Raw genomic sequence first — 24,741 nt, forward strand, 5'->3', positions numbered from 1 at the left:
ACCCTCTCCTCAGTACGCCAGGGCACGGTCGACGGCGTCGAGCACCCGGTCAAGGCCCGGAAGGTACTCCTCCTCCAGGCGGGCCGGCGGGTAGGGGGCGTGGTAGCCGCCGACCCGGAGCACCGGGGCCTCCAGGTGGTAGAAGCAGCGCTCGGTGATACGGGCGGCGATCTCCGCGCCCGAGCCGAAGAACACCGGCGCCTCGTGGACGACGACCAGGCGACGGGTCTTCTCGACCGAGGCCTGGATGGAGTCGAAGTCCAGCGGGGAGACGGACCGCAGGTCGAGGATCTCCAGGGACCTGCCCTCCTCGGCGGCCGCGTCGGCGACCTCCTGGCAGAGCTTCACCATCGGGCCGTAGGCGGCCAGAGTGAGGTCGGTGCCCTCGCGGACCACGCGCGCCTTGTGCAGCGGGCCGGGGATGGCCTCCGTGTTCACCTCGCCCTTGTCCCAGTAGCGGCGCTTGGGCTCGAAGAAGATCACCGGGTCGTCGCTCTGGATGGCCTGCTGCATCATCCAGTAGGCGTCCGAGGAGTTGGACGGGGAGACGATCTTCAGTCCCGCCACGTGCGCGAAGAGCGCCTCGGGGGACTCCGAGTGGTGCTCGACCGCGCCGATGCCGCCGCCGTAGGGGATGCGCACGACGACCGGCATCTTGACCTTGCCCAGCGAACGCGCGTGCATCTTGGCCAACTGGGTGACGATCTGGTCGTACGCCGGGAAGACGAAGCCGTCGAACTGGATCTCCACCACCGGTCGGTAGCCGCGCAGGGCGAGGCCGATCGCGGTGCCGACGATGCCGGACTCGGCGAGGGGGGTGTCGATGACGCGGCTCTCGCCGAAGTCCTTCTGGAGGCCGTCGGTGACCCGGAAGACGCCGCCGAGCTTGCCGACGTCCTCGCCCATGACGAGGACCTTGGGGTCGGCGTCCAGGGCGCGGCGCAGCGACTCGTTGATCGCCTTGGCCAGTGCCATCTTCTCCGCTGCCATGATCAGACCCCCTCTACGTCCGCGAACGACGCCTGGTAGGCGGCGAACTGGGCTCGTTCCTCGTCGACGAGCGCGTGCCCGTCCGCGTACACGTGCTCGAACACGGCGAAGTTGTCCGGGTCCGGCATGGCTCGGACCGCTTCGCGCACTCGCCTGCCCAACGCCTCGGACTCGGTTTCGAGTTCCGCGAAAAATCCCTCGTCCGCGTGGTTTGAGGCCTCCAGGTACCGGCGAAGGCGCAGGATCGGGTCCTTGGCCTCCCAGGCCTCGCGCTCCTCGTCGGCCCGGTACTTGGTCGGGTCGTCGGAGGTGGTGTGGGCGCCCATCCGGTAGGTGTACGCCTCGACCAGCGTCGGGCCCTCGCCGCTGCGGGCGCGCTCCAGCGCCCACTTGGTGACCGCGAGGCAGGCCAGCACGTCGTTGCCGTCGACACGGACGCCGGGGAAGCCGAAGCCCTGGGCACGCTGGTAGAGCGGGACGCGGGTCTGCTTCTCGGTCGGCTCGGAGATCGCCCACTGGTTGTTCTGGCAGAAGAACACCACCGGGGCGTTGTAGACCGCGGCGAAGGTGAACGATTCGGCGACGTCGCCCTGGCTGGAGGCGCCGTCGCCGAAGTAGGCGATGACCGCCGAGTCCGCGCCGTCCTTGGCGACGCCCATGGCGTAGCCGGTGGCGTGCAGCGTCTGGGAGCCGATGACGATCGTGTAGAGGTGGAAGTTGTTGCTGTTGGGGTCCCAGCCGCCGTGGTTGACGCCGCGGAACATGCCCAGCAGGTTGGTCGGGTCGACCCCGCGGCACCAGGCGACGCCGTGCTCGCGGTAGGTCGGGAAGACGTAGTCGTCCTCGCGGGTGGCGCGCCCGGAACCGATCTGGGCGGCCTCCTGGCCGAGCAAAGACGCCCACAGGCCCAGTTCGCCCTGCCGCTGCAGGGCGGTGGCCTCGGCGTCGAAGCGGCGGGTGAGCACCATGTCGCGGTACAGGCCGCGCAGCTCCTCGGGGGTGATCCCGGCGACGTACGCGTCGTACTCGGCGTTCTTGACCCGTTTGCCCTCCGGGGTCAGCAGCTGCACGAGTTCGGGATCGGTGCTCTTCTTCGTGGTGGTGCGAGGCGTGGTGGTGCGAGTGGTGCGCTTGGTGCCGGTCTTGCTGCCGGTGGTACCGGCTTTGCCTGCGGCGCTGCGTCGCGGTTCGCTCGCGGCACTGCTGTCCACGGTCACGTGTGCTCCTCCGTCGGTCCGGCCCCCGGGGTTGCCGGGTGAACCAGTGCGGCTCACCTGCTTCCGACACCCGTGGCACGGGGTGGGTGCCACTCGGCCGGGAACAGGCGTGACAGGTGCCCCGGCGAGCGCCCTGCAAGATGCACGTTACCCAGTGCTCCACATTTCTGTGAAACCCCTCCTGACCTGCGATTTTGCTTGGAAATCCAAGTACTTTTTGCTTGGGTTTCCTAGTAAATCGACACAGGCCGGAAGGTCGCTGGTCAGAGCCTTGCAGGAGGCCGGAGCTACCGCACGTTATCCCGCCACCCCGGGCCACGGGAAGATGTAAGGCTCCCGGCCCGCGGCGCCGGCGCTCCACGGCGAGCGCATCCGCGACGGCGCGTCCTGGGGCGATTCCCTCGCACCCGCGTTCGCCCCGGTCCACCACGTGACCGAAAGCGACCAACCGCGACTGCCTGCGACAATCCCCAGCTCACAGGCCCAGGCGTTGCCCTAGCATCTGCCGCGTGCCGCGCCCATGTGTACCACCCCTCATGCCCCACGCGCCCCCTCTGGGCGCCCTGCTCCGGCTCTACGCCGCCGGTTCCGCGCTCACCTGCGAACCCGTGGAACAGGGCCTGCTCAACCGCGGCTACCGCGTCCGCACCACCCGCGGCCGATACTTCCTGAAACACCACTTCGACCCCGACACCGCCGACCCGGCCGCCATCGAGCGACGCCATCTGGCCACCCAGCGCCTGGCCGCCCTCGGCGTCCCGGTCGCCCTGCCGCTGGCGCACCGTGAGGGCCGTACGGTCGCCGTCGTCGGCGGGCACGCCTACGCGCTGCACCCCTGGATCGACGGCCGGCACCGGCACGGCGGACAGCTCACGCGCGGGGAGTGCGCGCGGCTCGGTGCGCTCCTGGGCGCCGTGCACGCCTGTTTGGAGCGCGTGATGCCACCCAAAGGGCGTACCCGCCCGGCCACGAGCCCCCATCCCGTCGAGAGCGCCGATCCCGCCGACACCTTCGCGCTCATCGACGACCTCCTCGCCCACGTCAGCCGGCACCGGCCCGCCGACGCCTTCGACGAACTCGCCCGTCATCGGCTGCTCGAACGCCGTGCGCTCCTGGAGCAGCACGCCGGCCTGCGCCCCCCGCGCGGCGCCTCCGTGGGCTGGGTGCACGGCGACTTCCACCCGTTCAACCTGCTCTACAAGGACGACGCGCCCGCCGCGATCGTCGACTGGGACCGGCTGGGCGTGCAGCCCCGCGCGGAGGAGGCCGTCCGCGCCGCCGCGATCTTCTTCGTGCGCCCGGCGGGAGCGCTCGACCTGCCGAAGGTGCGGGCGTACGCGCGCGCGTACCGGCGCGCGGCCGGCGCCACGCCCTCGGAGTTGGCGGCGGCCGTGCACCGCGTGTGGTGGGAACGGCTCAACGACTTCTGGATGCTGCGCTGGCACTACGAGCGCGGCGACACCCGCGCGGACCCTCAGTTCCCGGCCGCCTCGGCGCTGGCCGTGTGGTGGACCGGCGAATACGACGCGGTGTGCGACGCGTTCGTCGGGTGAGGACCGTTGCTCAGCCCTGCAGGGGTGTCGGTGTCCTTCAGGGGTTGCCCAGGCCGGCGCCGGAGATCGTGTTGCCCTCGTCCGTGTTGCCGCTGCCGCCGTCCGTGCCCGTCGATTCGGTCGGGTCCGTCTCGGGGGAGCTCGCGGTGTCGGTGGGCTGCGAGGCGCTCGCCGTGTCCGACGGCTCGTCGGTCGGGTCGGTGCTCTCCGTCTGGGACTGGGTGTACGACGGGGTCTCCGACGGCGTGTAATCGGAGTTGCCGTTGTCGCCCGAGCCGCTGGTGTCGGTCTCCGTGTCCGTGGCCGTGTCGCTGGCCGTGTCGGAGGGGCTCTCGCTGGGCGTCTCGTCCTTGGTGGTCTGCGAGGCGCTCGGCGACTGCGTCGTCCCCGTGTCACCGCCGTCGCCGCCGCCCCTGTTCAGGGCCAGCGCGACGCCCGCCGCGATCGCGATCACCGCGAGGACGGCCAGGATCCACAGCTTGCCGCGGCCGGTGCCTCTGTTGCCGTGGCCCTCGAAGCCGCCGTCGTCACCGCCGCCGTAGCCGGACGGCAGGATCGGCTGGGGGATCTGCGAGGTCCCGGAGGAGTCCATCGGGTGCTGCATCACCGCCGTGCCGGCGAAACCGCCCGCCGACGCGTGCCGGCCGTCGTGCACGGTGACCGGGCCGGTGTTCCAGGTGCCGGTGTGGGCACCCTGGTCGTACAGCATCTGGAGGCCGTACTGGACCAGGCCGCGCATCTCCTCGGCGGTCTGGAAGCGGTCGTCGGGCTCCTTGGCGAGCGAACGCATGACCAGGCCGTCCAGCTCCGGCGGAGCGGCGCCCTCGGAGGTCTGGGACGGCGGCACCGGGATGTCCTGGACGTGCTGGTAGACCACCGACAGCGGGGTCTCGCCGATGAACGGCGGCCGCAGGGAGAGGAGTTCGTACAGCAGACAGCCGGTGGCGTACAGGTCGGAGCGGTGGTCGACGGCCTTGCCGAGCGCCTGCTCCGGGGAGAGGTACTGGGGCGTGCCCATGACCATGCCGGTCTGCGTCATCGTCGTGGACGCGCCGTGCAGGGCGCGGGCGATGCCGAAGTCCATCACCTTGACGGCACCGGTGTGCGTGATGATCACGTTGGCGGGCTTGATGTCGCGGTGCACGATGCCGTGCTGGTGCGAGTAGGCCAGCGCCTCCAGCACCCCGGACGTGATGATCAGGGCCTGCTCGGGGCCCGGCGCCTCGGCGTTGATCAGCAGGTCGCGAATGGTGCGGCCCTCGACCAGCTCCATCACGATGTACGGCACGGACTGGCCGCCGACCACGTCCTCGCCGGAGTCGTACACCGCCACGATCGCGTGGTGGTTGAGCCCGGCGACCGACTGTGCCTCGCGCGTGAAACGGGCCTTGGAGACCGGGTCCTCGGCAAGGTCGGCGCGCAGCAGCTTGACGGCCACGGTCCTGCCGAGCCGTACGTCCTCGGCGGCGAACACCTCGGCCATGCCACCACGGCCGAGCCGGTGCGTGAGCCGGTAACGGCCGTCGCCGACCAGGCCGCCGTTGCCCCACATCTCCGGCGTGTCTGACATGCCGCCGCCAGTCGCCTCGGGGTCGGACGGGCCCTGGGCGCTGTGCGTCTGTGCCATCGGTCCTCGCCGTCGTTTCTGCCCGCGGTGCGCGCGGTGTTGTCACGGTCTCCGTCGGCCACGCTACAGCCTCCGCGCAACCCCCAGGTCCGGGTTCCGGCCCGTGGACGGACCGGCCATCAAACCCGTACCACGCGCTGTCGTGCAAATTCTGTGTACCGGACGTACGGCAGCTGTAACGCTTCCGCGGCTCTTCTTTCGCGTACGGTCACGGAACGGGCACCGCGCTTGACGTCCCGGTGCCCTCGGGCAGACTTGGCCGGGAATGAGACATTCGATCAACAAGGGTGCCTGAGCGCCCGACGGGGGACGGGGAAAATGAGCCAGGACGGCGTACACGGCCGTTACGTGGGGCGGGCTCTGGCGGGTGGCCGCTACCAACTGCGCGACCTGCTCGGCGCGGGCGGTATGGCCTCCGTGCACCTGGCGTACGACACGGTCCTGGACCGTCAGGTCGCGATCAAGACCCTGCACACCGAACTCGGCCGGGAACAGGCCTTCCGCGAGCGCTTCCGCCGCGAGGCCCAGGCAGTGGCCAAGCTCACGCACACCAACATCGTCTCCGTCTTCGACACCGGAGAAGAAGAACTCGACGGCTCGACCATGCCGTACATCGTCATGGAGTACGTCGAGGGCCGACCGCTCGGCTCGGTGCTCGACGAGGACGTGACACAGTACGGCGCGATGCCCGCCGACAAGGCGCTGAAGATCACCGCCGATGTGCTGGCCGCGCTGGAGATCAGCCACGAGATGGGGCTGGTGCACCGCGACATCAAGCCCGGCAACGTGATGATGACCAAGCGCGGGGTCGTCAAGGTGATGGACTTCGGCATCGCCCGTGCCATGCAGTCCGGGGTCACCTCGATGACGCAGACCGGCATGGTCGTCGGCACTCCGCAGTATCTCTCCCCGGAGCAGGCCCTCGGCCGGGGCGTGGACGCCCGCTCCGACCTCTACTCGGTCGGCATCATGCTGTTCCAGCTGGTCACCGGCCGGCTGCCGTTCGACGCGGACTCGCCGCTGGCGATCGCGTACGCGCATGTCCAGGAGGAGCCCGTCACTCCCTCCTCGGTCAACCGTGCCCTTCCCCCGGCCGTGGACGCGCTGGTCGCCCGCGCCCTCAAGAAGAACCCGAACGAGCGCTTCCCGACCGCCGAGTCGATGCGCGACGAGTGCCTGCGGGTGGCCGCCTCGCTCCAGCCGGCCGCGCCCAGCATCGTCCCGGGCATCCCGCCGACGCAGAGCGGTTCCGGGGTCGGCTCCGCGGTGTTCCCGCCGGTCGACCAGGCGACGCCGGCGCCTCCCGGGCCGGTGCAGACGCCGTACCAGCCGACGCCGAACCCGAACCCGTACGGCACCCCGGTCCCAGGCCCGGCTCCCGCTCCCGCTCCCGCTCCCGCGTACGGCTATCCGCAGCAGGCGGGTTACCAGACGCCGGCCGGGTACGCCCAGCCGGCGCCGTCGACCCCGCCGCCGTACACCATCAGCCCCCAGTCGCCGTCCTCCGGTGGTGGGGGCAGGGGCAATCGGCCGGTGGTCATCGGGTCGATCGCGGTCTCGCTGATCGCGGTGATCGGTCTGATCGTCGCGCTGGCGCTGAACAGCGGCGGCGGTGGGGACGACAACGGCGGAAGTGGAAGCAACGGCGGCGGCACCGCGAGCGCCGGGGCCTCGCACGCGTCGGGCTACCGCGGGCCGGACACCGCGAAGACCATCGACAAGACCGAGTGCACCGAGCCGCAGGAGTCGTACGACGACGCCGACAAGGTCCAGGTCCCGGACTTCAAGTTCAAGTACGTCAAGTCGGTCAAGGAGTGCTTCCAGGCCGCCGGCTGGCAAATGAAGATCGTCTCCGTCGACGAGAACACGTACGGCGACGGCACGGTCATGGAGCAGTTCCCGTCCTCCGGCACGGACGTCGACCCCGAGGACATGCCGACCATCGAGCTCAAGGTGTCGACGGGCAACCCGGCCACCGGCTGAGGCGCGGCACGGCACGGCACGGCACGGCAGCCGAAGTAGTAAGGGCCCGGCGGTGTCGCCGGGCCCTTCGCCGTCTCGGGAGTCCTGCTCTGAGTCCTGCTCTGGGTCCTGCTCTGAGTCCTGTTCGGGCGTCCTAGAGGTACGGTCCGCCGGAACGGCCGGCCGCCGGTCCGTGTTCCTCGCCCTCGTGGCCGACGCCCGGCGGCAGCGCGCGCCGCATCTGCTCCAGCTGGGCGCGGGCGGCCATCTGCTGGGCGAACAGGGTGGTCTGGATCCCGTGGAAAAGACCCTCCAGCCAGCCGACCAACTGGGCCTGCGCGATCCGCAGCTCCGAGTCGGTCGGGGTCACGTCGTCGGTGAAGGGCAGGGAGAGCCGCTCCAGCTCCTCCACCAGCTCCGGCGCCAGGCCGTCCTCCAGCTCCTTGACGGAGCTGGCGTGGATCTCCTTGAGCCGGACCCGGCTGGCCTCGTCGAGGGGAGCCGCCCGCACCTCCTCCAGGAGCTGCTTGATCATGCTGCCGATCCGCATGACCTTGGCGGGCTGTTCCACCATCTCCGTCACCGGGATCTCGCGGGAGTCCTCGTCCCCGTTGCCGCCACCGAGAGCCATCCCGTCCTGGCCCACGACCAGGATCTGGGGGTTCTCGGGCGACCGTTCGTTCCTCGGCATCTCCATGCCGCCATTCTCTCGCACCCGTACACCTCACCACCGTGGTGCCCCCCGTTGCGGCTGATCGACCTCTCCGAGCCGCTTCCCGAACGGGCGTAGACCCATCGGCCGAATCAGAAATGCCGCCCTTGTCGGTGAATGTGAATCTGGTGTTCGTCGGCTCTGACGACTGTGTTCCAGGAGGTCACCGACGTGACTCCAAGGCCGCGTTCAACCCTCGGCGGCGTACGGCTCGTGCTGGTCCGCCTGCCGCTCGTCCTCGCGACGGTCCTGCTGCCGTACGACACGGCCGTCGCGTACGACCCCGAGCCCGTGGCCGCCCATTCCCCCGGGCCCGTGCCCTCGGGCACCGCCGGCGCCTCGGCCTCCCCCGAGCCGTCCCGAGCCGGAACCCTGGCCGGTGAGGGCCGGCTGCGGCCTGGACGGCCCCAGGGCCCGGCGGCGGCCGTCCAGGGGCAGGACGAGGACGGGGACGAGCCCGGCGAGGACGGGGACGAGCCCGGCGAGGACGAGGCGGGCGAGGAGACCGACGGCGCGAGCCCGGCCACCACCTCGACGCAGCCGCCCCGGGAGGCCGGACTGGTGCCCACCCCGTCCCCGACGCACCCCGCCCACCAGTCCGTGGCCCACAGCGAGGAGGACGGCTCCGAGCCCGTGCTGCACATACTGCCGCTGGGCAGCGGCCTGGTCCTGATCGGCCTCGGGCTCGGCCTCGCCTTCGTCGCCCTGCGGGTCCGGCGGAGCTAGGACGGGGCCCGAGGGCGCCGGTCTAAGGGGCTACGAGGAGGACCTTGCCGATGTGCGCGCTGGCCTCCACCAGCCGCTGGGCCTCGGCCGCGTCGGCCATCGGCAGCTCCCGGTCGACGACCGGCCGGACATGGCCGCCCGTGATCAACGGCCACACATGCTCCCGCACGGCCGCGACGATGGCCGCCTTCTCGGTGAGCGGACGGGCGCGCAGCGAGGTCGCGCTGATCGCGGCCCGCTTGCCGAGCAGCGCGCCGACATTCAGCTCGCCCTTCACTCCGCCCTGCATACCGATGATCGCGAGCCGCCCGTTGACCGCGAGGGCGCGCACGTTCCGGTCCAGGTAACTGGCGCCCATGTTGTCGAGGATGACGTCGGCCCCGGCACCGTCGGTGGCCTGCCGCACCTCGGCGACGAAGTCCTGGTCGCGGTAGTTGACGAGGATGTCCGCGCCCAGCTCGGCGCAGAAGTCCAGCTTCTCCTTGGTGCCCGCGGTGACGGCGACCTTGGCGCCGACCGACTTGCCCAGCTGGATCGCCATGGTGCCGATGCCGCTGGAGCCGCCGTGCACGAGCAGCGTCTCGCCGGGGCGCAGGTGGGAGATCATGAAGACGTTCGACCACACGGTGCAGGCCACCTCGGGCAGCGCGGCCGCCTGCTTGAGGTCCACGCCCTCGGGCACCGGCAGCAGCTGCCCGGCCGGGACGGCGACCTTCTGCGCATAGCCGCCGCCCGCGAGCAGTGCGCACACTTCGTCGCCGACCGACCAGCCGGAGACACCGGGGCCGAGCTCGACGATCCGGCCGGAGCACTCCAGACCGGGATAGGCGGAGGCGCCCGGCGGCGGGTTGTAGTGGCCCTGCCGTTGCAGGATGTCGGCACGGTTGACGGCGCTGGCCACCACCTCGACCAGCACCTCGCCCTCTCCGGGCACGGGATCGGGGACCTCGTCCCACACCAGCGCCTCGGGCCCACCAGGTTCGGGAATCGTGATCGCATACATGCGGCCGACGCTACCCCCCGACCGGCCGCGCTCCCGGTCAGGCCCGAGGAACGGCCGTATGCCGGGTCAGGCCCGGGGCAGCGGACGTATGTCCGGGGCGACCTGGGTGCCCGGCGAGGCCCGCACGATCGTGATCAGCCGGTCCGTCAGCTGGATGGTGCCGACGGCCGGGTCGTCGTAGCCGAGCACCCGGTGTCCGCGCAGGACGCTCACCACCAGGTCGGCCGTCTCACGCGGGGTCTTGCCGACCTCGGCCTTGACCGCCGGGCGCTCCACCAGGTCCAGGCCGGTGCCCTGCTGGATCAGGTCCTCCATGACCATGCCGGCGGCGGGACTGAGCACGGACAGCCCCAGCAGCCGCCCGGCGGCGCTGGCGCTGGTGATGACGGCGTCGGCGCCGGACTGCTTGAGCAGCGGGGAGTTCTCCTCCTCACGGACCGCGGCCACGATCTTCGCGCTCTTGTTGAGCTGCCGGGCGGTCAGGGTCACCAGCACGGCCGTGTCGTCCCGCTGGGTCGCGATGATGATCTGCCGGGCCCGGTGCACCTCGGCCCGCTTGAGCACCTCGCTGCGTGTCGCGTCCCCGACCACCCCGGCGTACCCATCGGCGGTGGCCGCCTCGATCGCCTTGGCGCTGGGGTCGACCACGACCACCTGCTCCTTCTTCAGCCCGGTCACACAGACGGTCTGGATCGCCGACCGTCCCTTCGTCCCGAAGCCGACGACGACGGTGTGATCCCGCAAGGCGGACCTCCAGCGGTTCTGGCGCCATTCCTCCCGGGTGCGTTCGGTGAGGACTTCGAGCGTGGTGCCGACCAGGATGATCAGGAACAGCACGCGCAGCGGCGTGATGACGAAGATGTTGGTGAGCCGCGCGGCGTCACTGACCGGGGTGATGTCGCCGTATCCGGTGGTGGAGAGGGTGACGGTCGCGTAGTAGAAGGCGTCGAGGAGGTCGACGCTGCCGTCCGAGGTGTCGTTGTAGCCGTCGCGGTCGGCGTAGACGATGAACGCGGTGGCGACCAACAGCAGGAGGGCCAGTGACAGCCGTTTGCTGACCTGGCGGATCGGGCGCTCCACCACTTTCGTCGGGAGTTTCACCCGTTGGGTCACCAGATGTTCGTCCGCCTGGCGGGCGATGGCGTCATGGCCCGGAAGTTTCACGTGAAACACACCTCGATCCCCGCGGCCGCCCACGGCAGGTCAAGCAGCTCGGTCTCCTCACCCCGCTGTGCCCCGCCCGGCGGAACGACCGCGAGGGCGTCGGCGGCGGCGATGCCGCGGAGCATCGCCGGACCGTTGTAGTGCAGCGGGACGGCCGCGTCACCCCGCAGGACGACCGGGATGAGCCGGGTGTCGTACGGGTGTCCGTGCGCCACTTCCGCCAGGGGCAGCGCGTACGGCTCGGGTGCCGGGTGGGCGGCGAGGGTGCGCAGCAGGGGTTCGGCGAGGGTGAGCAGGCCGGAGACGGCGGCGAGGGGGTTGCCGGGGAGACCGACGAGGTGCTGGTTCTGCTGGATGCGGGCCAGCAGCATGGGGTGGCCGGGGCGGACCTTGACGCCGTCGACGAGGAGTTCGGCGCCGATGCGTTCCAAGGTGGAGTGGACATGGTCGACCGGGCCGGAGGCGGTGCCCCCCGTGGTGATGACGAGGTCGGCGGCGGACGAGGTGATCGCCTTGTGCAGGGCCTTGGCCTCGTCGCCGAGCCGGCGTACGGCAGTCACCTCGGCGCCGAGCGCGCGCAGCCAGGGCGGCAGCATCGGGCCGAGCGCGTCCCGGATGCGTCCTTCGCTCGGGAGCCCCTCGGTGAGCAACTCGTCCCCCAGGATCAGGACTTCGACCCGGGGACGGGGGACGACCGTGACGGTGTCGTACCCGGCCGCCGCGGCGAGGCCGAGGACGGCCGGGGTGACCAGGGTGCCGACCGACAGCAACTGGTCTCCGCTGCGGCACTCCTGGCCGCGCGGGCGGATGTCCTGGCCGTGCACGACCTCACGGGTGGGGTGCAGCCTGCCCTGGGTGTCGGTACGGCCGTGTTCGCTGCGCAGCACCGCGGTGGTGTCCGCCGGAATCCGGGCGCCGGTGGCGATCCGTACCGCCGCGCCGTCGGTGAGCGGCTCGGGCTGCGCGTGCCCGGCCAGCACGCCCTCCTCGCGTACGTCCCAGGGACCGGGGCCCGCCACCGCCCAGCCGTCCATCGCGGAGGTGTCGAAGGAGGGCAGGTCGGTCAGCGCGTCCAGCGGGCTGGCCAGGGCCACCCCGAGGGCGTCGGCCAGCGACACGGAGACGGGGGCCCGGCGGGCGCCGGAGCGGGCGGCACGGGCGGCGATCTCGCGGGCCTGGGGCCAGGGGGTGGCGCGGTGCTGGTGCGCCGAAAGACCCCCGTGGGCGTGCTCGCCCGGGGCGGCGGGCGGTGGTGTCCGGCCGCCGGTGGCGCCCTCTGCGAACTCCCGGGGCTCGCGGGACTCCCTGGGCTCTCTCACGAGGGCGAGCGCCTCCTCGACGTCGAGATCGTCGTCGGTGTCCCCGGTGGACTCGCCGACCCGGGTGCCGGGGGCGGTCACCGTCCGGGCCCGGGGCCGGGGGCGGGCTTCCCGGAGGCCGGCTGCTCGGCAGGGTTCGCCTCCTCCTCCCAGCGCAGGGCCAGCGCGGCGGCCTTGCGGGCCGCCTCGGCGACCGCCTCGGGGCCGCCCTTGCCCTGTGCGGCCGCGTAGCCGACGAGGAACGTGGTCAGCGGGGCGGCCGGGCGGGCGACGCCGTGCGCGGCGTCCCGGGCCAGGTCGAGCAGGACGCCGGTGTCGACGTCCAGGTCGATGCCCAGTTCGTCCTTGACTGCGGAGATCCATTCATCCAACACGTGCCCATGCTCCCTGATGCGTGCCCTGGCGTCGGCGATGTCGTCCCAGGTGTCGCAGTCGAAGGACGCGAGGGGGTCCGGGACGCGGGTGAGGTCGAGTGCGGCGGTCAGGTGCCGCAGGGGGAGTCCGGTGAGGCCGGGGCCGTCGCCTTCTTCGGCGAGGGCGGACAGGGCCCGGCGGAGCGGTGCGGTGCGGTAGGCCGCCACCAGCGGCTGGTCCCGGCCGTCGGCGTCGGTGAGCAGGGCGGCGTCGGCGTCGGTGGTGTGCAGGGCCGCCAGCAGCCGCCCCATGGTCGCCTCTTCGAGGAACGGGAGGTCCCCGGAGAGGACGACCACACGGTCGGCGGTGGTGTGGCGCAGGCCGGCGTCGAGGGCGGCGACCGGGCCGCCGCCCGGGGGGTCCTCGCGGGTCCAGCGGACCGGGCGGGAGGTGGGGCGGGGAGCCGCCACGACGACGGTGTTCCGGGCGCCGGCACAGGCCGTGAGCACACGGTCGAGCAGGGGACGGCCGCCTACCCGGACGGAGGGTTTGTCGGCCCCGCCGAGGCGTCTGGCTGCGCCGCCGGCCAACACGATCGCGTCGTAGCCCGGCGGCTCGGTGTCGGTCACCTTTCGAGTATGGGGGGAGGGTGGATCACTGGGAACCGATAGGGGCGGGTGCGCTTTGCAGGGAGTGGTTGCGGGATCCGCCCCCGACGGGGCGCCGGCGCCACAGAGCTAGAGCGTCCTCAGGAGGACCGCCGGCTGTTCCACACAGTCCGCCACGTACCTCAGGAAGCCGCCTGCCGTGCCTCCGTCGCAGACCCGGTGGTCGAAGGTCAGCGACAGCTGGACGACCTGCCGGACCGCCAGCTCGCCCTCGTGCACCCACGGCTTCGGGACGATACGGCCCACGCCCAGCATCGCCGCCTCGGGGTGGTTGATGATCGGCGTGGAACCGTCGACGCCGAAGACGCCGTAGTTGTTCAACGTGAAGGTGCCGCCGGTGAGTTCACCCGGGGTGAGCCTTCCGGCGTGGGCCGCCTCGGTCAGACGGGCGAACTCCGCCGTCAGGGCCTCGGCGTCGCGGGCGTGGGCGTCCCGGACGACGGGGACCACCAGGCCTCGGTCGGTCTGGGCGGCGAAGCCCAGATGAACGTGGTCGAGTTGGACGATCTCGCGGGCCTCGACGTCGACGTAGGAGTTCAGCTCGGGATAGCGGGCCAGGGCGGCCGTGCTGATCCGGGCGAGGAGCGCGAGCAGGGAGATCTTCGGGCCCGCCGCCGCGTTCATCGCGGTCCGTGCGCGCATCAGCTCGGTCGCGTCCGCGTCCACCCAGCAGGTCGCGTCCGGGATCTCCCGGCGGCTGCGGGACAGCTTGTCGGCGACCGCGCCCCGGATGCCCTTGAGGGGCGTGCGGGTGCCGGTCCGGGCGTTCGCCGGGCCGGTCGGCGCATTCAGCGGGTCGGCCGGGGCGGTCAGCGGGTCGGCCGGGGTCACGGTGGCGGCGCGGGCCGCACTGACCCGTAGGGCGTCCTCGACGTCGGCGCGCAGGATCAGGCCGTCGGGACCCGAACCGGACAGCCGGCGCAGGTCCAGGCCGTTGTCCCGGGCGAGCCGGCGGACCAGAGGGGAGATCACCGGGACAGGGCCCTCGGGGAGCGCGGGCGGTGCGGGCACACGCGCGTGGACCGCCGTTTCGACGGCGGCGGCCCTGCCGGCCGTGCCGTTGGCCTGCTCCGGTGCGGTGGGACGGGCCCGGCGGCGGCGCGCCGGGGGTGCCCCGGTGCCGTAGCCCACCAGGACGTTGCCGGAGCCCTCCGCCTCGGGGACCGGGGTGGCCTCGCCGACGGCGACCGTCAGCAGCGGGGCGCCGACGGGCAGTTCGGCGCCCTCCTCGCCGAAGCGGGCGGTGACCACACCGCCGTAGGGGCAGGGGACCTCGACCATCGCCTTGGCCGTCTCGACCTCGACGACCGGCTGGTCGATCGCGACGACCTCGCCGACCTGGACCAGCCAGTTGACGATCACCGCCTCGGTCAGCCCCTCCCCGAGGTCGGGCAGTTTGAACTCCAGCACCTGTGCCATCAGCCCTCGGCCTCCCACTGCAGACGCGCCACCGCGTCCAGGATGCGGTCGACGCCGGGCAGGTGGTGGCGCTCCAGCATCGGCGGCGGGTAGGGGATGTCGAACCCGGCCACGCGCAGCACCGGCGCCTCCAGGTGGTGGAAGCAGCGCTCCGTGACCCGGGCCGCGATCTCCCCTCCCGGTCCGCCGAACCCGCCCGACTCGTGTACGACGACCGCGCGCCCGGTGCGCCGTACCGAGGCGCAGACCGTCTCGTCGTCGAACGGCACCAGGGAGCGCAGGTCGACGACTTCGAGGTCCCAGCCCTCCGCGTGGGCGGCCTCGGCGGCTTCGAGGCAGACCGGAACGGACGGGCCGTAGGTGATGAGCGTGGCACTGCGCCCTGTGCGGCGCACGACCGCGCGGCCGATGGGTTCAACGTCGGTCGGCTGCTCGGGGTTCCAGGTGTCCTTGGACCAGTACAGGCGCTTGGGCTCGAGGAAGACGACCGGGTCGTCGGAGGCGATGGCGGCGCGCAGCAGGCCGTAGGCGTCGGCGACCGTGGCCGGGGTGACCACGTGCAGGCCGGGGGTGGCCATGTAGTAGGCCTCGGAGGAGTCGCTGTGGTGCTCGACGCCGCCGATGCCGCCGCCGTAGGGGATGCGGACGGTGATCGGGAGGGGCATCCGGCCCCGGGTGCGGTTGCGCATCCGGGAGACATGGCTGATCAGTTGCTCGAACCCGGGGTAGGCGAAGGCGTCGAACTGCATCTCCACGACCGGGCGCAGCCCGTACATGGCCATGCCGACGGCGGTGCCGAGGATGCCGGCCTCGGCGAGCGGGGTGTCGGTGCAGCGGTCCTCGCCGAACTCCTTGGCGAGGCCGTCGGTGACCCGGAAGACGCCGCCGAGGGCGCCGACGTCCTCGCCCATGACGTGCACGGCGGGATCGGCGGCCATCGCGTCGCGCAGCGCGCGCGTGAGGGCCTGGGCCATGGTGGCGGGCTTGACGGCGACGGTCGTCATCAGTGGCCGCCTTCCCGGTCGGCCTGCTCGGCCTCCAGCTCGGCCCGCAGCAGGGCGCGCTGCTCGCGCAGCTGGGTGGTGGTCTCGGCGTACACCTGGTCGAAGAGGGCCATGGGGTCGAGTGCCGGGTCGCGGTTCATGCGCTCACGCAGGTCGGCGGCCATGGTCTCGGCGCCTTCGCGCGCGTGCCGGGCGAAGTCCTCGTCGAGCAGTCCGCGGTCGGTCAGCTCGCGCTCCAGCAGCAGGATCGGGTCGTGGTCGCGCCAGGCGTCCACTTCGGCGTCGCCGCGGTAGCGGGTGGCGTCGTCGGCGTTGGTGTGGGCGTCGATGCGGTAGGTCACCGCCTCGACCAGGGTGGGGCCGCCGCCCTCGCGCGCGTGCCGCACGGCGTCGGAGAGGACCTGGTGCACGGCGGCCGCGTCGTTGCCGTCGACCAGGCGGCCCGGCATGCCGTATCCGACGGCCTTGTGGGCCAGGGAGGGGGCGGCGGTCTGCTTGGCGAGCGGGACGGAGATGGCGAAGCCGTTGTTCTGGACCAGGAAGACGACCGGGGCCTGCCAGACGGCGGCGAAGTTCAGCGCCTCGTGGAAGTCGCCCTCGCTGGTGCCGCCGTCGCCGACCATGGCGAGCGCGACCACGTCGTCGCCCTTGAGGCGGGCCGCGTGGGCGAGGCCGACGGCGTGCGGGAGCTGGGTGGCGAGCGGGGTGGAGAGGGGGGCCACGCGGTGGGCGTAGGGGTCGTAGCCGGTGTGCCAGTCGCCGCGCAGCAGGGTGAGCGCCTCCACGGGGTCCACGCCCCGGGCGACGACCGCGAGGGTGTCGCGGTAGCTCGGGAAGAGCCAGTCGCGCTCCTCCAGGGCCAGCGCGGCGGCGACCTCGCAGGCCTCCTGACCGGTGCTGGACGGGTAGACGGCGAGGCGGCCCTGTTTGGTGAGGGCGGTGGCCTGTGTGTTGTACCGGCGGCCGTGCACCAGCTGGGTGTAGAGCCGGCGCAGCAGCTCCGGGTCGACCTTGGCGGCCGCCTCGGTCCCGAGGACGCGGTACGGCCGCTCGTCGGGCAGCAGGGGCGCGGGGTCCGTCCGGGGTTGCCAGGCGGGCGGCGGCGACGGGCGGTATGCGCCTCGCTGCTCCAGGACCGTCATGACGGCACCTCCTCGTGGGGGTGGCTACGGAAGACGGGTCGGCTGTGACCCCTCTCACCTACCGATTGTTCGGTCGTCAGCACATTTTGGCTACAGGCGGCTTCAGGCTGTGGACAAACGGTTCTCCACAGCCTGGAATGAACGCATTACGTCCATGGTAGGAAGGCGGGGGGACATGCCACCTGAACAAATGGCCGAGGGCCCGCAGGACCACACCGCGCTGCCGCCCGCGCGCCCGCTGGACGCCATTGATCAGGACATCCTGCAGATGCTCCAGGCGGACGGCCGGGCCTCGATACGGTCGGTCGCCGAACGTGTCCATGTCTCGCGCGCCAACGCCTACGCGCGTATCAACCGTCTGATCGAGGACGGGGTGATACGCGGTTTCGGCGCCCGGGTGGACCATGAGCGGGCCGGGCACGGCACCTCCGCCTACATCACCCTGAAGATCGTCCAGAACAGCTGGCGCACGGTGCGCGAGGAGTTGCGGCAGCTGCCCGGCGCCGACCACATCGCCCTGGTGGGCGGCGACTTCGACGTCCTGCTCCTGGTGCACACGCCCGACAACAGGGCGCTGCGCGAGCTGGTGCTGACCCGGCTCCAGGCGATCCCGGAGGTGCTCAGCACCCGCACGCTGCTGGTGTTCGAGGAGGAGGACCTGGGGCCGGGCGGCTGAGGCCGGACGGCCGGCGTCAGGCCGCGCGGAGCCCCGAGAACACCAGGCGGGCCACCGCGTCGGAGACCTCGCGCTCGGTCGCGCCGCGCCCGTCCGGGCGGTACCACTCCACGATCGAGTTGACCATGCCGAAGACCAGCCGGGTCGCGAGGCGCACGTCGATGTCACCGCGTACGTCCCCGTCGGCGGCGGCCGCCTTCAGCAGGTCGGCCACCCGGTGGTCGAAGTCCCGGCGCCGCTCCAGCGCCCACCGCTCGGTGCCGGTGTTGCCCCGCACCCGCAGCAGCAGCGTCACGTACGGCAGCTCGGTGATCAGCACCTCGACCATGCGGCGCACGACATGCTCCAGGCGGTCGGCGGCGCGCCCCACGCGCGCGTGCTCCTCGTCGAGGATCCCGAACAGGCCGTCCAGGGCACGGCTGACGGCCCGGCGCAGCAGTTCCTCCTTGCCGGAGACATGGTGGTAGATCGACGACTTGGAGATGCCGGCGGCCTTGGAGAGGTGCTCCATGGAGGTGCCGTCGTAGCCGCGCTCGTTGAAGACCTGGACGGCCACCGAGAGCAGGGTCTCGGGGGTGTAGGTGTCGCGCTTGGCGGTGGTCATGACGCGCCCTCCCGCTTCTCGGTGGCGTACGCGTGGCGGTAGAGCGCGAGGGAGGGCGCGTAGCGGCCGCTCGGGTCGCGCAGATGGAGGTCGTCGAGGAGGTCGTAGGCGAAGTCGCGGCCGAGGCGGCGGCTCCACTCGAAGGGGCCGAGCGGGTAGTTGACGCCCAGGCGCATCGCGGTGTCGATGTCCTCCTCGGTGGCGACGCCCTTGGCGACGGCGTCGTGCGCGAGGTCGACGATCCGGGCGACCGTACGGGCGACGATCATGCCGGGGACGTCACCGATGACGCTGACCTGCTTGCCGAGCGCCTGGAAGAGACCGATGGCCTCGCCGAGCGTCTGCGGCAGGGTGTCGTGTCCGGCGGACAGGGCGATGCGGGTGGCGCGGCGGTAGTCGAGCGCCAGGTCGAAGTAGACGACGTCGCGGAACTCCACCGAGGTCTGGCCGTCGGTGAGGACCAGCTGGCCGCCGCTGGGCAGTACCAGGCGGGTGCCGTGGTCCTCGTCCTCCTCGCGGACCTGGATGCCCGCCTCGCGGATCATCGCGAGCAACTCGGCCGCCGGGCCCAGGTTGCCCTCGGCGACGACGTAGGGGGGCCGGTCGGCCGGCTCGGCGGTGTGCGGCTCGGGGCGCTCGGCGTCGTCCGCGTAGTCGAACCAGCCGTGCCCGGTCTTGCGGCCGAGGTGGCCGGACTCGACGAGCCGGCGCTGGGCCAGGGAGGGCGTGAAGCGGACGTCCTGGAAGAAGGCCTGCCACACGGAGTGCGTGACGGACTCGTTGACGTCCTGGCCGATCAGGTCGGTCAGTTCGAAGGCGCCCATCCGGAAGCCGCCGCTCTCGCGCAGCACCGCGTCGATGGTGGCCGGGTCGGCGGCCTGCGCCTCGTAGACCGCGAACGCCTCGGCGTAGAAGGGCCGCGCGATGCGGTTGACGATGAAGCCGGGGGTGTCCGCGCAGGCGACCGGCGTCTTGCCCCAGGCGCGGGCCGTCTCGTACGCGCGCGTGGCCGACGTGACGTCGGTGGCGAACCCGGAGACGACCTCGACCAGCGGCAGCAGCGGGGCCGGGTTGAAGAAGTGCAGGCCCACCAGACGGGCGGCGCTGCGCAGGGAGCCGCCGATGGCGGTCACCGACAGGGAGGAGGTGTTGGTGGCCAGCAGACAGTCGCCGTCGACGATGTCCTCCAGGGCCCGGAACAGCTCCTGCTTGGCCTCCAGCCGCTCCTGGACTGCCTCCACGACCAGGGTGCAGTCCGCGAACTCGGTGAGTTCCTCGGCGGGCAGCAGCCGGGCGCGGGCCGCGTCCCGGTCGGCGGCAGTCATCCGGTCCTTCTCGACCAGCCGGTCGAGACGGGCGCCGATCGCTGCGGCAGCGTCCCCGGCCCGCCCGGGGACGGCGTCGTAGAGCCGTACGGGATGGCCCGCGACGAGTGCGACCTGGGCGATGCCCTGGCCCATGGTGCCGGCGCCGGCGACCCCCACGGGGCTGCTGAGGTCGAGTGCTGTCATGTGCGCGATCCTCCCGCACGGGGTTTTCCACAGATGCGGCAGGCCCCCTTGTCCCGACCGATCGTTCGGTTACTCTAACTCTGTCCGGCCGTTTCCGCCCAGGTCATGAGCTCGAAGGGGAGCTCATCAGACGAGGAGTTGGTCCCGCATGACCGCCGAACTCACCGTGCACGAGTTGATCGCCAAGCACCGGCCCACGCTTGACCAGGCGCTGGAGGCGATCCGCACGCGCGCTTACTGGTCCCCCCACCCCGAGCACCCCAAGGCCTACGGAGAGCACGGCAGCCTGGACGCGGCGGCCGGCAAGGCCGCCTTCGACGCCCTCCTCGGCGGCCGCATCGACCTCGGCCAGCCCGGCACCGACGACTGGCTGGGCGACGAGGTCTCCCCGTACGGCATCGAACTGGGCGTGACCTACCCACACGCCGACGTCGACACACTGCTGCCCGCCATGAAGGCCGGCCAGCGCGCGTGGCGCGACGCGGGCGCGGAGGCGCGCGCGGTGGTGTGTGTGGAGATCCTCAAGCGGATCAGCGACCGGACGCACGAGTTCGCGCACGCGGTCATGCACACCAGCGGCCAGGCGTTCATGATGGCGTTCCAGGCGGGCGGCCCGCACGCCCAGGACCGCGGCCTGGAGGCGGTGGCCTACGCGTACGTGGAGCAGGTCCGCACCCCCGGCACGGCCGAGTGGTCCAAGCCGCAGGGCAAGCGCGACCCGCTCGCGCTGACGAAGACGTTCAAGCCGGTCCCGCGCGGGATCGCCCTGGTCGTCGGCTGCAACACGTTCCCGACGTGGAACGGCTACCCGGGTCTGTTCGCCTCCCTGGCCACGGGCAATGCGGTGCTGGTGAAGCCGCACCCGCGCGCGGTGCTGCCGCTCGCCCTGACCGTGCAGGTCGCCCGGCAGGTGCTCGCCGACACGGGCTTCGACCCGAACCTGGTGGCACTGACGGCGGAACGCCCCGGCGAGGGCATCGCGAAGACGCTCGCCACCCGCCCGGAGGTCAAGATCATCGACTACACGGGCTCGACCGCCTTCGGTGACTGGCTGGAGGCCAACGCCCGGCAGGCGCAGGTGTACACGGAGAAGGCCGGTGTCAACACCGTGCTGGTGGAGTCCACCGACAACTACAAGGGGATGCTCTCCAACCTGGCGTTCTCGCTCTCCCTGTACAGCGGCCAGATGTGCACGACCCCGCAGAACCTGCTGATCCCCCGCGACGGCATCCGGACCGACGAAGGCCCCAAGACGTACGACGAGGTGGTCGCCGACCTCGCCCGCGCGGTAGACGGCCTGCTCGGCGACGACGCCCGCGCGAACGCGCTGCTCGGTGCGATCGTCAACCCCGACGTCAAGGCCCGCCTGGAGGCCGCCGCCGGACTCGGCGAGGTCGCTCTGGCGTCCCGGGAGATCGCCAACCCGGAGTTCCCGGACGCGGTCGTCCGCACGCCGGTGATCGTGAAGCTGGACGGGGCCAAGCCGGACGACGAGGCCGCGTACATGAGCGAGTGCTTCGGGCCGGTGTCCTTCGCGGTCGCCGTCGACTCGGCCACCGACGCGGTGGAGCTGCTGCGGCGGACGGTCCGGGAGAAGGGCGCGATGACGGTCGGCGCGTACACGGTCGACACGGACGTGGAGGGCGCCGTGGAAGAGGTCTGCCTGGAGGAGGCGGCCCAGCTGTCGCTGAACCTGGTCGGCGGGGTGTACGTCAACCAGACGGCCGCGTTCTCCGACTTCCACGGCTCGGGCGGCAACCCCGCTGCGAACGCCGCGCTGTGCGACGGGGCGTTCGTGGCGAACCGGTTCCGGGTGATCGAGGTGCGCCGGGAGGCGTAGCCGTTCGGGGTGCCTGGTCGTCGTGGGGAGCCGCGGGTCCGTAGTGGCCTGTCGCGCCCGCGCGGCGGTAGCCGCATGCTCAGGTACGGCCCCGCCCCCTGATGGGGCGCGACGGTCCAGACCCCTTACACGACAAGGCACTTGCAAGGCACTTACAAGGCACTCCAGTGGTACAGCGTCATCGCCACGCTCGTCGCCAGGTTGTAGCTGCTCACCTGGGGGCGCATCGGCAGCCGTAGGAGGTGGTCGGCACGCGCGCGCAGGGCCGGCGAAAGGCCCGTTCGTTCTGAGCCGAAGGCGAGGATCGCGTTGTCCGGGACCTTTGTGTTCCGGATGTCCTCGCCCTCCGGGTCCAGCGCGTACACCGGGCCCGGTGGCAGCTCCGGCACCGTCAGGCGCTCGACCGCCGTCGCGAAGTGGAGGCCCGCGCCGCCTCGTACGACTGTCGGGTGCCAGGGGTCGAGCGTGCCGGTCGTGATCACTCCCGTCGCGCCGAAGCCCGCCGCCAGGCGGATCACCGCGCCCGCGTTGCCGAGGTTGCGGGGTTCGTCGAGGACCACGACGGGGGCGGAGCGCGGGTCGCGGGCCAGCTCGCGCAGGTTGGCCTCGCGGGACGGTCGTACGGCCAGGGCGGCCACGGCCGTGGGATGCGGGCGGGAGACCAGGGACGCGAACGTCTGCGGCAGCACCTCCGTCAGCAGGGCGGCCAGCGCCTCCCGTACGTCCGGCGCCAGCTCGTCCGCCAGGGCCAGCGTCGCCGCCCGGTCCATGGTGACCGCCACCGGCACCTCCGCGCCGAAGCGCAGGGCGTGCTTGAGGGCGTGGAAGCCGTCGAGGAGGACGGCCGATCCCGCCAGCCGCGCCCAGTGGTTCAGGGGGTCGGTCATGCCCCGAAGCCTACGCGGGGCTGCTCCTCCGTCTCCGGGGACCGAGGGGACCGAGAGGGAGGCAGTGCGGGGGCGCGGCGCCGCAGGACACGGTCACGCGTGCGTGCCGCGTGGTCGCCGACCCCGAGCAGGAAGGCCGTCGGCAGGAAGACAGAGTCCGCCGCGATCATGGCGAGCGAGAAGAAAGGCAGGCCGAGGACGACCGCGATCACCGCGTGCTCGGTCATCATCGCGGCCAGCAGCACGTTCTTGACCCGGCGGTTGAACAGCGTGAACGGGAAGGCGACCTGGACGATGACCGTCCCGTAGGTCACCAGCGTCACCAGCGTGCCGTTGGCGGACAGCAGGTCGGCCAGGGCCGGCCAGGGCGAGAAGTAGTCCAGGTGGAGCGGGTAGTAGACGGCGGTGCCGTCCTGCCAGCGGGAGCCCTGGATCTTGTACCAGCCGGCGGTGGCGTAGATCAGACAGGCCTCGGCCATGATCACGAACAGGGCGCCGTTGTGCAGGATGTTGGCGATGACGTCCAGCAGGATCCGTGGCTCGCGTGTGCGTGCCCAGCAGCCCACCGCCCACCACAGGGCGGCACCCGCCCAGGTCGCCCACATGAGGGCCGGTACCAGCCAGCCGCCGCCGGTGCGGCCGGTGAGGGCCGCCAGGACCAGCAGGAGACCGGACACCGCCCACAGCGCCGGTCCGACCCGGTCGGTGACCGGCTGCTGCTCGGCACGCGCGCGTGCCGCCCGGCGCGCGTCCAGGGACCACACCTGGCCGCATCGTGTGAACACCAGGTAGAAGGACATCAGGTGCAGCACGTTGTCGCCGCCGTCGCCCATGAAGACGCTGCGGTTCTGCAGGGACAGCACGCCGACCATGAACAGCAGGGACATGGTGCGGGTGCGCCAGCCCACCGCCAGCAGGGCGCTGGAGACAACGGCCAGGAAGTAGAAGACCTCGAAGAAGGCTCGGCCGTCGGAGGCCAGCAGCGCGGTGAACGCGTGGTTGTCCGCGGTCAGCTGCTGGGCGAGGTCGAAGCTCCAGGGGCCGTCGGGGCCGTAGAGCTCCTGGCGGTGCGGGTACTCGCGCAGCAGGAACAGCAGCCAGGTGACGGCGAAGCCGATGCGTACGACGGCCGTCTGGTACGGGCCGAGCGCGGACCCGGTGACCCGGGCGATGGCCCGGGACAGACACAGGGCGAGGCGGCTCATCGCACACCTCCGTCGGCCTCGTCCGCCGTGACCGTCCACCAGGGCAGCACCCGGTAGCCGGGGGTGTCGGAGACCTTCTCGCCGCTCCAGTCCGGTGGGGGCACGTTGGTGGTGCTGGAGCGCACCTGGACGCGTTCGATGGTGCCCTTCTCACTGGTCGCGTCCCCCTCGTACATGCGCATCACGACGATCCGGCGCAGGTACTGCTCGGAGAGGGAGCCGCGCAGGCCGATGGGGCGGTTGTCGGTGCCGTGGGTGCTGACGAAGAAGTCCCAGGCCCGGCGCAGCTCGTTCTGCACGGTGTGGCTCGGCAGCAGGCTGCCGTCGATGGCCCTGCCGTCCTGGGCCGACAGGTCGTTCCAGCCGGTGGTGGTCGTGGTGCCGTTACGCATCCGCACGTCGGCACGCACCTGCACGGCGATGTTCTGCTGGAGCGGGTTCGGCGCGAACAGCTTCCAGTTCTGCTCGAACTCCGGGTACACCCACTCCTCGATCGCCTTGCCGTGCTGCTTCGTCACCGTGTTCGCCGGCGCGATGCTCAGGAACACCATCCCGAGGTGCACACAGGCGGCGACCGCCACCAGGGCCAGCGCGAGGGCCGCGCCGACCTGGTAGCGGGGGGAGAGCGCGGCGACGCCGGTACGGGGGGCGGCGGGGGGCTCCTGGGTGCCGAGGGGCGGTTGCTGCGGACCGGCCTCCGCGGAAGGCCCGTGATCAGGACGCGTCCCGCTCGGACCCGTCGGCCCCTGCCGGGCGTCCGAGTCGCCGTCGTACGCGTCCATTGCGCCCCGTTCCCCGATCCCGCCGTGTCTTCCGTGTCGTCCGGACGGCCCATCCTGGACCGGCCGGTGTGCCGCTGCCCGGCACTCGCACGGAACGGTACTCAGCCCCGGCCGCCGGGCGCAGCCCCGGGGACCGGCCCGGGGGCGTGGCCATCGCCACTCCGGTCGGCCGCGGCCACGCTCCCCCCAGCGCTCCACCGGACCCTACGACCCAGGTCACAGCAGGTCGCACGGCGGACGAGGGCGGCCCGCGGAGCCCCGCTCGGCGAGTTGTCCACAGGCCGCGCCGAAGGTTTTCCACAGCGGTTGAACTCTCGGGCCGCGCCCTCGAAACTGTGGATCTGCCCCGGGACCGGGCGTAGCAGGTGTGACGGGT

The 24,741-nt window shown here is 72.0% G+C and carries 21 protein-coding genes; 5 read left to right on the plus strand and 16 right to left on the minus strand.

Features of this window, described 5'->3' with window-relative positions:
* Nucleotides 1-9: 9 nt before the first annotated feature.
* Both AB0D59_RS00485 and pdhA (AB0D59_RS00490) read right to left on the minus strand, forming a co-directional pair.
* Nucleotides 10-990, minus strand: a complete 981-nt coding sequence (locus AB0D59_RS00485) for an alpha-ketoacid dehydrogenase subunit beta (protein WP_362558982.1) — start codon at nucleotides 988-990, stop codon at nucleotides 10-12.
* Between the two features lie 2 nt (nucleotides 991-992).
* On the minus strand, nucleotides 993-2,207 hold the full coding sequence (gene pdhA, locus AB0D59_RS00490; protein WP_362558985.1) for a pyruvate dehydrogenase (acetyl-transferring) E1 component subunit alpha: 1,215 nt from the start codon (nucleotides 2,205-2,207) through the stop codon (nucleotides 993-995).
* Between the two features lie 536 nt (nucleotides 2,208-2,743).
* Here pdhA (AB0D59_RS00490) and AB0D59_RS00495 point away from each other — a divergent pair.
* A complete protein-coding gene (locus AB0D59_RS00495; protein WP_362558987.1) occupies nucleotides 2,744-3,760 on the plus strand; it encodes a phosphotransferase in 1,017 nt (338 codons plus the stop codon).
* A 37-nt stretch (nucleotides 3,761-3,797) separates the two neighbouring features.
* Here the strand turns inward: AB0D59_RS00495 and AB0D59_RS00500 are convergent, their stop codons facing one another.
* Nucleotides 3,798-5,387 carry a protein kinase gene (locus AB0D59_RS00500; RefSeq protein ID WP_362558989.1) on the minus strand — a complete coding sequence of 530 codons (1,590 nt, stop codon included), beginning with the start codon at nucleotides 5,385-5,387 and terminating at the stop codon, nucleotides 3,798-3,800.
* A 318-nt stretch (nucleotides 5,388-5,705) separates the two neighbouring features.
* On the opposite strand from AB0D59_RS00500, the gene AB0D59_RS00505 reads away from it, so the two are divergent.
* Entirely contained in the window at nucleotides 5,706-7,370 is a 1,665-nt protein-coding gene (locus AB0D59_RS00505) for a protein kinase (protein ID WP_362558992.1), read from the plus strand.
* A 133-nt stretch (nucleotides 7,371-7,503) separates the two neighbouring features.
* Here AB0D59_RS00505 and AB0D59_RS00510 read toward each other — a convergent pair whose 3' ends face one another.
* Entirely contained in the window at nucleotides 7,504-8,046 is a 543-nt protein-coding gene (locus AB0D59_RS00510; RefSeq protein WP_362558995.1) for a bacterial proteasome activator family protein, read from the minus strand.
* Nucleotides 8,047-8,232: 186 nt separating this feature from the next.
* Here AB0D59_RS00510 and AB0D59_RS00515 point away from each other — a divergent pair, with 186 nt between their 5' ends.
* Nucleotides 8,233-8,787 (plus strand): hypothetical protein, encoded by a 555-nt coding sequence (locus tag AB0D59_RS00515; protein WP_362558998.1) that lies wholly within the window; start codon nucleotides 8,233-8,235, stop codon nucleotides 8,785-8,787.
* 22 nt (nucleotides 8,788-8,809) lie between these two features.
* On the opposite strand, the gene AB0D59_RS00520 is transcribed toward AB0D59_RS00515, so the two are convergent.
* The 7 genes from AB0D59_RS00520 to pdhA (AB0D59_RS00550) all read right to left on the minus strand — a co-directional run bounded on the left by AB0D59_RS00520 (nucleotide 8,810) and on the right by pdhA (AB0D59_RS00550) (nucleotide 16,860).
* Nucleotides 8,810-9,790, minus strand: coding sequence for an NAD(P)H-quinone oxidoreductase (locus AB0D59_RS00520; RefSeq protein WP_362559001.1), 981 nt, complete (start codon nucleotides 9,788-9,790; stop codon nucleotides 8,810-8,812).
* 66 nt (nucleotides 9,791-9,856) lie between these two features.
* Nucleotides 9,857-10,954, minus strand: coding sequence for a potassium channel family protein (locus AB0D59_RS00525; protein ID WP_362559003.1), 1,098 nt, complete (start codon nucleotides 10,952-10,954; stop codon nucleotides 9,857-9,859).
* Nucleotides 10,951-12,354 (minus strand): molybdopterin molybdotransferase MoeA, encoded by a 1,404-nt coding sequence (locus tag AB0D59_RS00530; protein WP_362559004.1) that lies wholly within the window; start codon nucleotides 12,352-12,354, stop codon nucleotides 10,951-10,953. The genes AB0D59_RS00525 and AB0D59_RS00530 overlap by 4 nt, the downstream gene beginning before the upstream one ends.
* Nucleotides 12,351-13,256: an NTP transferase domain-containing protein gene (locus tag AB0D59_RS00535; RefSeq protein ID WP_362559006.1), complete on the minus strand. Its 906-nt coding sequence runs from the start codon at nucleotides 13,254-13,256 to the stop codon at nucleotides 12,351-12,353. Before AB0D59_RS00535 ends, AB0D59_RS00530 begins: the two co-directional genes overlap by 4 nt.
* A 108-nt stretch (nucleotides 13,257-13,364) precedes the next feature.
* Nucleotides 13,365-14,714: a dihydrolipoamide acetyltransferase family protein gene (locus AB0D59_RS00540; RefSeq protein WP_362559008.1), complete on the minus strand. Its 1,350-nt coding sequence runs from the start codon at nucleotides 14,712-14,714 to the stop codon at nucleotides 13,365-13,367.
* On the minus strand, nucleotides 14,714-15,718 hold the full coding sequence (locus AB0D59_RS00545) for an alpha-ketoacid dehydrogenase subunit beta (protein WP_362559011.1): 1,005 nt from the start codon (nucleotides 15,716-15,718) through the stop codon (nucleotides 14,714-14,716). The genes AB0D59_RS00540 and AB0D59_RS00545 overlap by 1 nt, the downstream gene beginning before the upstream one ends.
* Nucleotides 15,718-16,860, minus strand: coding sequence for a pyruvate dehydrogenase (acetyl-transferring) E1 component subunit alpha (gene pdhA / locus AB0D59_RS00550; protein WP_362559012.1), 1,143 nt, complete (start codon nucleotides 16,858-16,860; stop codon nucleotides 15,718-15,720). The genes AB0D59_RS00545 and pdhA (AB0D59_RS00550) overlap by 1 nt, the downstream gene beginning before the upstream one ends.
* 190 nt (nucleotides 16,861-17,050) lie before the next feature.
* On the opposite strand from pdhA (AB0D59_RS00550), the gene AB0D59_RS00555 reads away from it, so the two are divergent.
* Nucleotides 17,051-17,536 carry an Lrp/AsnC family transcriptional regulator gene (locus AB0D59_RS00555; protein ID WP_362559814.1) on the plus strand — a complete coding sequence of 162 codons (486 nt, stop codon included), beginning with the start codon at nucleotides 17,051-17,053 and terminating at the stop codon, nucleotides 17,534-17,536.
* 16 nt (nucleotides 17,537-17,552) lie between these two features.
* Here AB0D59_RS00555 and AB0D59_RS00560 read toward each other — a convergent pair whose 3' ends face one another.
* The gene (locus tag AB0D59_RS00560; protein ID WP_362559014.1) at nucleotides 17,553-18,140 is read right to left on the minus strand and encodes a TetR/AcrR family transcriptional regulator; all 588 of its coding nucleotides are present in this window, start codon (nucleotides 18,138-18,140) and stop codon (nucleotides 17,553-17,555) included.
* A complete protein-coding gene (locus AB0D59_RS00565; RefSeq protein WP_362559017.1) occupies nucleotides 18,137-19,651 on the minus strand; it encodes a 3-hydroxyacyl-CoA dehydrogenase in 1,515 nt (504 codons plus the stop codon). The genes AB0D59_RS00560 and AB0D59_RS00565 overlap by 4 nt, the downstream gene beginning before the upstream one ends.
* Nucleotides 19,652-19,799: 148 nt before the next feature.
* Here AB0D59_RS00565 and paaN point away from each other — a divergent pair, with 148 nt between their 5' ends.
* A complete protein-coding gene (paaN, locus tag AB0D59_RS00570) occupies nucleotides 19,800-21,491 on the plus strand; it encodes a phenylacetic acid degradation protein PaaN (protein WP_362559019.1) in 1,692 nt (563 codons plus the stop codon).
* 152 nt (nucleotides 21,492-21,643) lie between these two features.
* Here the strand turns inward: paaN and AB0D59_RS00575 are convergent, their stop codons facing one another.
* From AB0D59_RS00575 to AB0D59_RS00585, 3 genes are read right to left on the minus strand one after another with little or no spacing between them, the layout of a single operon-like run.
* Nucleotides 21,644-22,378 (minus strand): TrmH family RNA methyltransferase, encoded by a 735-nt coding sequence (locus AB0D59_RS00575; RefSeq protein WP_362559021.1) that lies wholly within the window; start codon nucleotides 22,376-22,378, stop codon nucleotides 21,644-21,646.
* On the minus strand, nucleotides 22,375-23,583 hold the full coding sequence (locus tag AB0D59_RS00580; RefSeq protein ID WP_362559023.1) for an HTTM domain-containing protein: 1,209 nt from the start codon (nucleotides 23,581-23,583) through the stop codon (nucleotides 22,375-22,377). The genes AB0D59_RS00575 and AB0D59_RS00580 overlap by 4 nt, the downstream gene beginning before the upstream one ends.
* Complete coding sequence (locus tag AB0D59_RS00585; protein ID WP_362559025.1) at nucleotides 23,580-24,365, minus strand: DUF5819 family protein; 786 nt, start codon at nucleotides 24,363-24,365, stop codon at nucleotides 23,580-23,582. The genes AB0D59_RS00580 and AB0D59_RS00585 overlap by 4 nt, the downstream gene beginning before the upstream one ends.
* Nucleotides 24,366-24,741: the final 376 nt, after the last annotated feature.

This window comes from Streptomyces sp. NPDC048417 (assembly GCF_040651615.1).
Classification (GTDB): domain Bacteria; phylum Actinomycetota; class Actinomycetes; order Streptomycetales; family Streptomycetaceae; genus Streptomyces.

Excerpts from the sequence above, each read along its gene's own strand:
- AB0D59_RS00485 (WP_362558982.1), bottom strand. The coding sequence starts at position 990 with ATGGCAGCGGAGAAGATGGCACTGGCCAAGGCGATCAACGAGTCGCTG.
- AB0D59_RS00495 (WP_362558987.1), top strand. The coding sequence starts at position 2,744 with ATGCCCCACGCGCCCCCTCTGGGCGCCCTGCTCCGGCTCTACGCCGCC.
- AB0D59_RS00500 (WP_362558989.1), bottom strand. The coding sequence starts at position 5,387 with ATGGCACAGACGCACAGCGCCCAGGGCCCGTCCGACCCCGAGGCGACT.
- AB0D59_RS00505 (WP_362558992.1), top strand. The coding sequence starts at position 5,706 with ATGAGCCAGGACGGCGTACACGGCCGTTACGTGGGGCGGGCTCTGGCG.
- AB0D59_RS00510 (WP_362558995.1), bottom strand. The coding sequence starts at position 8,046 with ATGGAGATGCCGAGGAACGAACGGTCGCCCGAGAACCCCCAGATCCTG.
- AB0D59_RS00520 (WP_362559001.1), bottom strand. The coding sequence starts at position 9,790 with ATGTATGCGATCACGATTCCCGAACCTGGTGGGCCCGAGGCGCTGGTG.
- AB0D59_RS00540 (WP_362559008.1), bottom strand. The coding sequence starts at position 14,714 with ATGGCACAGGTGCTGGAGTTCAAACTGCCCGACCTCGGGGAGGGGCTG.
- AB0D59_RS00545 (WP_362559011.1), bottom strand. The coding sequence starts at position 15,718 with ATGACGACCGTCGCCGTCAAGCCCGCCACCATGGCCCAGGCCCTCACG.
- pdhA (WP_362559012.1), bottom strand. The coding sequence starts at position 16,860 with ATGACGGTCCTGGAGCAGCGAGGCGCATACCGCCCGTCGCCGCCGCCC.
- AB0D59_RS00555 (WP_362559814.1), top strand. The coding sequence starts at position 17,051 with ATGGCCGAGGGCCCGCAGGACCACACCGCGCTGCCGCCCGCGCGCCCG.
- AB0D59_RS00560 (WP_362559014.1), bottom strand. The coding sequence starts at position 18,140 with ATGACCACCGCCAAGCGCGACACCTACACCCCCGAGACCCTGCTCTCG.
- AB0D59_RS00565 (WP_362559017.1), bottom strand. The coding sequence starts at position 19,651 with ATGACAGCACTCGACCTCAGCAGCCCCGTGGGGGTCGCCGGCGCCGGC.
- paaN (WP_362559019.1), top strand. The coding sequence starts at position 19,800 with ATGACCGCCGAACTCACCGTGCACGAGTTGATCGCCAAGCACCGGCCC.
- AB0D59_RS00575 (WP_362559021.1), bottom strand. The coding sequence starts at position 22,378 with ATGACCGACCCCCTGAACCACTGGGCGCGGCTGGCGGGATCGGCCGTC.
- AB0D59_RS00580 (WP_362559023.1), bottom strand. The coding sequence starts at position 23,583 with ATGAGCCGCCTCGCCCTGTGTCTGTCCCGGGCCATCGCCCGGGTCACC.
- AB0D59_RS00585 (WP_362559025.1), bottom strand. The coding sequence starts at position 24,365 with ATGGACGCGTACGACGGCGACTCGGACGCCCGGCAGGGGCCGACGGGT.